The organism is Vibrio sp. OPT18 (assembly GCF_015163615.1).
GTDB classification, from domain to species: Bacteria; Pseudomonadota; Gammaproteobacteria; order Enterobacterales; family Vibrionaceae; genus Vibrio; species Vibrio coralliirubri.
Window position 1 is genome coordinate 1 of record NZ_JADDYK010000032.1, and the last position, 4776, is coordinate 4776.

The 4776-nt window shown below is 42.0% G+C and carries 3 protein-coding genes and 1 pseudogene; 2 read left to right on the plus strand and 2 right to left on the minus strand.

What is annotated here, in order from left to right:
* Positions 1–435: 435 nt before the first annotated feature.
* Positions 436–1158, plus strand: a pseudogene (locus IQQ51_RS06510) (tyrosine-type recombinase/integrase); the annotation flags it as partial.
* A gap of 263 nt (positions 1159–1421) precedes the next feature.
* Here IQQ51_RS06510 and IQQ51_RS06515 read toward each other — a convergent pair.
* On the minus strand, positions 1422–2363 hold the full coding sequence (locus IQQ51_RS06515; protein WP_193840639.1) for a LysR substrate-binding domain-containing protein: 942 nt from the start codon (positions 2361–2363) through the stop codon (positions 1422–1424).
* Positions 2364–2469: 106 nt separating this feature from the next.
* Between IQQ51_RS06515 and IQQ51_RS06520 the strand changes: the two genes are divergently transcribed.
* Positions 2470–3645 (plus strand): multidrug effflux MFS transporter, encoded by a 1176-nt coding sequence (locus IQQ51_RS06520; RefSeq protein WP_193840637.1) that lies wholly within the window; start codon positions 2470–2472, stop codon positions 3643–3645.
* 241 nt (positions 3646–3886) lie between these two features.
* Here the strand turns inward: IQQ51_RS06520 and IQQ51_RS06525 are convergent, their stop codons facing one another.
* Positions 3887–4453 (minus strand): recombinase family protein, encoded by a 567-nt coding sequence (locus IQQ51_RS06525; RefSeq protein ID WP_193840638.1) that lies wholly within the window; start codon positions 4451–4453, stop codon positions 3887–3889.
* Positions 4454–4776 lie beyond the last annotated feature (323 nt).

The window sequence follows — 4776 nt, forward strand, 5'->3', positions numbered from 1 at the left end:
GGTCGAAAAACAGGGTTTTCTTTAATAATATGCGTCTCAGATGAGGTTGTTTCGACTAGGCCATACTAAGGGGGCGGCCGTCCCCCTTAACACTGCTCATCTTAACTAAAGACGGTTGATGGCGCAGCCACTCATAAAGCACAGTTCTGCCTTGCACACTAACCTAGTGGAGTTGATGTAAGATTAGTGCCCCATGCTTTACTTTGATTGCGCTATGGCTCAATAGAACATGAAAGGGAGTAAGTGCCCTGTAGGTTCCATTGAATTTGTGAAACAGAGGTAAGGTATCACTGCTTGCGTCACTATCTGTCCGATGCAATCAACTGAGTGATATTATTTGTTAGCAGTGTTGAGCGCTGAGGCTCTGATTTGAGTTGATATTGTTGTAATTGAAAGTCTGACGGGTAATCAAAGTAGAAGGTCAGTACTTTCAGCTTAGCTCAACGCTTAAATGAAGTAATGAACTTCGCGACTAACTGTGGCTTGGTTCATGCTAACCCACTAACTGGTATCAAAGCGGCCTTCAAAAAACCCAAGAAAGAAAACATGGCGGCACTCAAACCAGCCGAATTACCAGAACTGATGGGCGCCATAGCTAACGCTAGTATCAAGCGTACGACTAGATGCCTGATTGAGTGGCAACTTCATACAATAACACGACCTAGTGAAACTTCTGGAGCTCGCTGGGAGGAAATTGATTTAGATGAGAAAGTATGGACTATCCCAGCTGAACGTATGAAAAAGCGTAAAGAACACCGTATACCACTAACGCAGCAAATGCTTGAGTTGCTTGAAGTCATCAAACCTATCAGTGGACACCGTGAATTTATCTTCCCCTCAGACCGTGATCCTAAGAAACCATGTAACAGCCAAACAGCTAATATGGCACTGAAGCGTATGGGATTTGCAGGTCGATTGGTTAGCCACGGACTCCGTTCGCTAGCGAGTACGACTCTCAATGAGCAAGGCTTTGATAGGGATTTAGTCGAGGCAGCTTTAGCCCATGTTGATGATAATCAAGTGCGTAGTGCTTACAATCGCACTGATTATCTAGAACGCCGCCGCCCTATGATGTGCTGGTGGAGTGGGTACATTGAAGAAGCGAGCAAAGGAAAGCTATCAATTACAGGTACTTTGGCATTGAAAGCTGTAATTTAACTGAGTCTAAACCACCAGCAATACTGGTGGTAACTGCCTGCTCTTTTAACTCACTTCTGGACAGGAATGAGTTTGAAACTTCTGGCGAAATTTACCCATGATAGAGTTTTCCATTTCTCAAACAGCAGAACGGAACCACTTCAGTTGATACCGCTCGTGCAGGAAAATAGAGCGTTTCGTGTATCGAACAATACCCTTAGTCGTCATCGCGGTTGCGTAAAAATGCATATTAACTACACTTTCGCAATTACGCTACAAGCGTCTCAAGATGTACAGCGAGATATAATTAGCTCTCTAAGCCACTTATGACTAGGGTCGCTCTCATGGTTACGGCTCCAAAAAAGAGTGTACGCCATTTCGGGCAACTCAACAGGAAGAGGTCGTATTGTAAGTCTTAGTTGTTTAGAGATATGTGCTGCAAATTGTTTTGGGGCGGTTAATACTAAATCTGTACAGGTAGCTAACGAAGCTGCATTATTGAAATCATCGACTGTTGTCGAAATCATCCTATATAAACCTCTTTCTGCAAGCTTAAAATCAAGAAGCCATCTGTTTCTATCATCGACACCACACCGAACTTGGATGTGTTGAGCTTCAATATAGGCTTCCATGTTCCATTCCTTTTCTAATACAGGATGCTCTTCCCTTATTAGACAGCACTGACTTTCTCTATATAGCTCGAATGCCTCTATATCTTGCGGGATTTTTGCTATTCGGGCGATATCGTTAGCATTTAATTCTTTCCCGGTAATTCCAAAGTCAACTTCTCCAGAACTAAGTTTTTCGAAACAGTGGTTGTCCCATGAAAACGTATCGATTGTTAAATGCGAACCAAAACCAAAGACCTCACCAAGAAACTTAGGAAGTAGTAGCGGGTAAATACTTTCAATCAAAGCTAGATTGAAGTGCCTTGGTGTCGAACTTGGTTCAAAGATTGTTGGCTTTGATAGTTCAGTGCTCAATTCTAATATTTGACTCACGATCGGACGGAGTGTTTCAGCCTTATGAGTAGGTGAAAGGCCTTTTGAAAGCCGAAAAAAAAGTGGGTCATCGAACCATTCTCTTAACCTAGCGAGGTTTTTACTCACTGCCGATTGGGTTAGATGAAGCCTTTGCGCTGTTCTACTGACATTTTTTTCTTCCAAGAGAACATACAAACAAATCAGTAAATTTAGATCGCATTTCGTTAATTGGTTTACATCAATCATGATATTCCTATGGCTCTCATTGAAGGGGAATATTTATCATTTCAAATCATATCACTGAGCTACTAAAGTGCAGGTAACTAAAATTGATGCAGAGTATAAAAATATGTTTAAGAAAGATAATAGGCTATTGTTATACCTTTTTATGCTGGTCATTCTTTGGCCACTTGCAATTGATATTTACTTACCAGCATTTCCGAATATGGCTCAGGAAATGACGGCAACACCTGTAGATCTCAAGAAAACGGTAACTTATTTCATGATTGGGTTTGGAATCGGTCAGCTTATTCTTGGTGTATTGACTGATAGGTGGGGACGGAAGAATATTGCCATTTGGGGAGTCGCCTTCTATTTGACTTGTTCCATGTTACAATCTGCCGTTGGAAATGTAGACGATTTGATAATGCTTCGTTTGATACAAGGAATATCTTCGGCGGCAACATCCGTGGCTGTCATGGCTATGGTCAGAGACTCCTATAAAGACAAAGACATGCCTAAATTACTCAGTTACCTAAATGGGGCAGTTTGCTGTGTACCAGCTCTAGCTCCCGTGCTTGGCGGGTATTTAACCCAAACTCTTGGGTGGCGCTCAAATTTTGGATTTATGGCATTGTATGCATTAGTCGTATTGCTATGCATATCTATTGGATTGCCTGAAACTCGTACAGAAAGACAACCTAACACTGCTAATATCCCATATTCGAGAATGATATTGAATCCGCAATTCATCTTTCATTCAATTATTTGTATGTTAGCGATGTCAGCTATATTAGCTTATGTGTCTAATGCTCCCGTTTGGCTGATGGTACACCTAAACTTAGATGTTTCTCAATTTTCTTTTTGGTTTACTGCAAATGCAGTTATTAATGCACTAGCTAGTTTTATTGTTGCCCCCCTACTAATTAATATGTTCAGCGTTCGGCGTGTGTTGAAAGTAGGATTATGCGTGGTTGTGTGCGGAGGTCTTTTGATGCTATTTGCAACGCCTTCTCCAACGGGGTTCATGGTACCAATATTCATCAATTCCATCGGCTTCTCTATAGTTCTCGGCACTGCGTCAAGTAAGGCGTTGAACAGTTTTGAAACTAGCGCTGGCGCTGCTTCTGCGCTGCTTGGCTTCATTCAAATGGCAGGAGCTGGTCTAGTTGTTTTAATGGTTCAGCTACTTACTTTGGAAGTGCCAGATCTGATTGCACTACACATGCTTTTACTTGCACCTGCGATTATTATTCTAATGGGAAAGAGGGGGAGAAGATTGCACCCCCAATCAAATTTTGGCTAATATCGCGCTGACCTTTACGGGCATTAGAAATTACAGACCTAGAAACTGCATCAACGTATAAATATGCAGGTGGAGATAGTTATTAAACCGTTGCGCAATGAAAAGAAGTGGGAGTTTCTTTCCACTTCTTTTTAGCTTCCACTCGCTCAGTTGGTACCGATAAATCAGGGCGGATATTTATCGGTTTAATTTATCGTCAGCACACAATGGGGCAAAAACGAGTTGACTTTCCCCCACGGCCTCACTTGTTCCAATGCCTTTTGATCGTAGCAATGCCTAAGCCAAGTGCCTCCGCCGCTTTAGACTGCGACAACCCCTCAGCTTTCTTTGCCTGAACAGAATCCGTGGTAGCAAGAGCTGCTGGTCTACCAAGCTTTTTACTCTCAGCCTTGGCGCGCTCTAATCCTTCTTTGGTTCGTTCTCTTATACGGTTACGCTCAAACTCAGCAAAAGCAGAAAACATTTGAAGCATCAGCTTGCCTTCCGCACTAGACAGGTCAGCTACAGGTAAATCTAAACAAACAACTTTTATGCCTTTGTCCGTAAGCAGATTGATGGTGTTTTGAACATCAATGTTATCTCGCCCTAAACGGTCTAACTTCAATACCACCAGCATATCGCCACTTTCCATCTGGTGATTGATTAACATCTTAAATTTTACTCGCTTCATTGCTTCAATCGAACCAGATACGGTTTCGCTAATGATACGAGATTCACTTACCTCATATCCTTTTTGACGAATAGCGATAATCTGGTTTTCTGTCGTTTGTTCCGTTGTCGAAACTCGGCAATATGAAAAAATACGCATCGGTCACTTACTCTATAAATGGTATCAACTATTTTGGTATCATATACTTTTGGTATCACAAATAAAACACCCTACTTTAATGATACCTATTGAATGATAAAAAAACTGGTATCAATATACGAAGGTTTTCTTTAATAATATGCGCCTCAGATAAGGTTGTTTCGACTCGGCCATACTAAGGGGGCGGCCGTCCCCCTTAACACTGCTCGTCTTAGCTAGAGACGATTGATGGCGCAGCCAATCGTAAAAGCACAGCTCTGCCTTGCACACTAACCTAATGGAGTTGATGTAAGATTAGTGCCCCATGCTTTACTTTGATTGCG

Coding starts and splice junctions, on each gene's coding strand:
- IQQ51_RS06520 (WP_193840637.1), top strand. CDS start 2,470: ATGTTTAAGAAAGATAATAGGCTATTGTTATACCTTTTTATGCTGGTC.
- IQQ51_RS06525 (WP_193840638.1), bottom strand. CDS start 4,453: ATGCGTATTTTTTCATATTGCCGAGTTTCGACAACGGAACAAACGACA.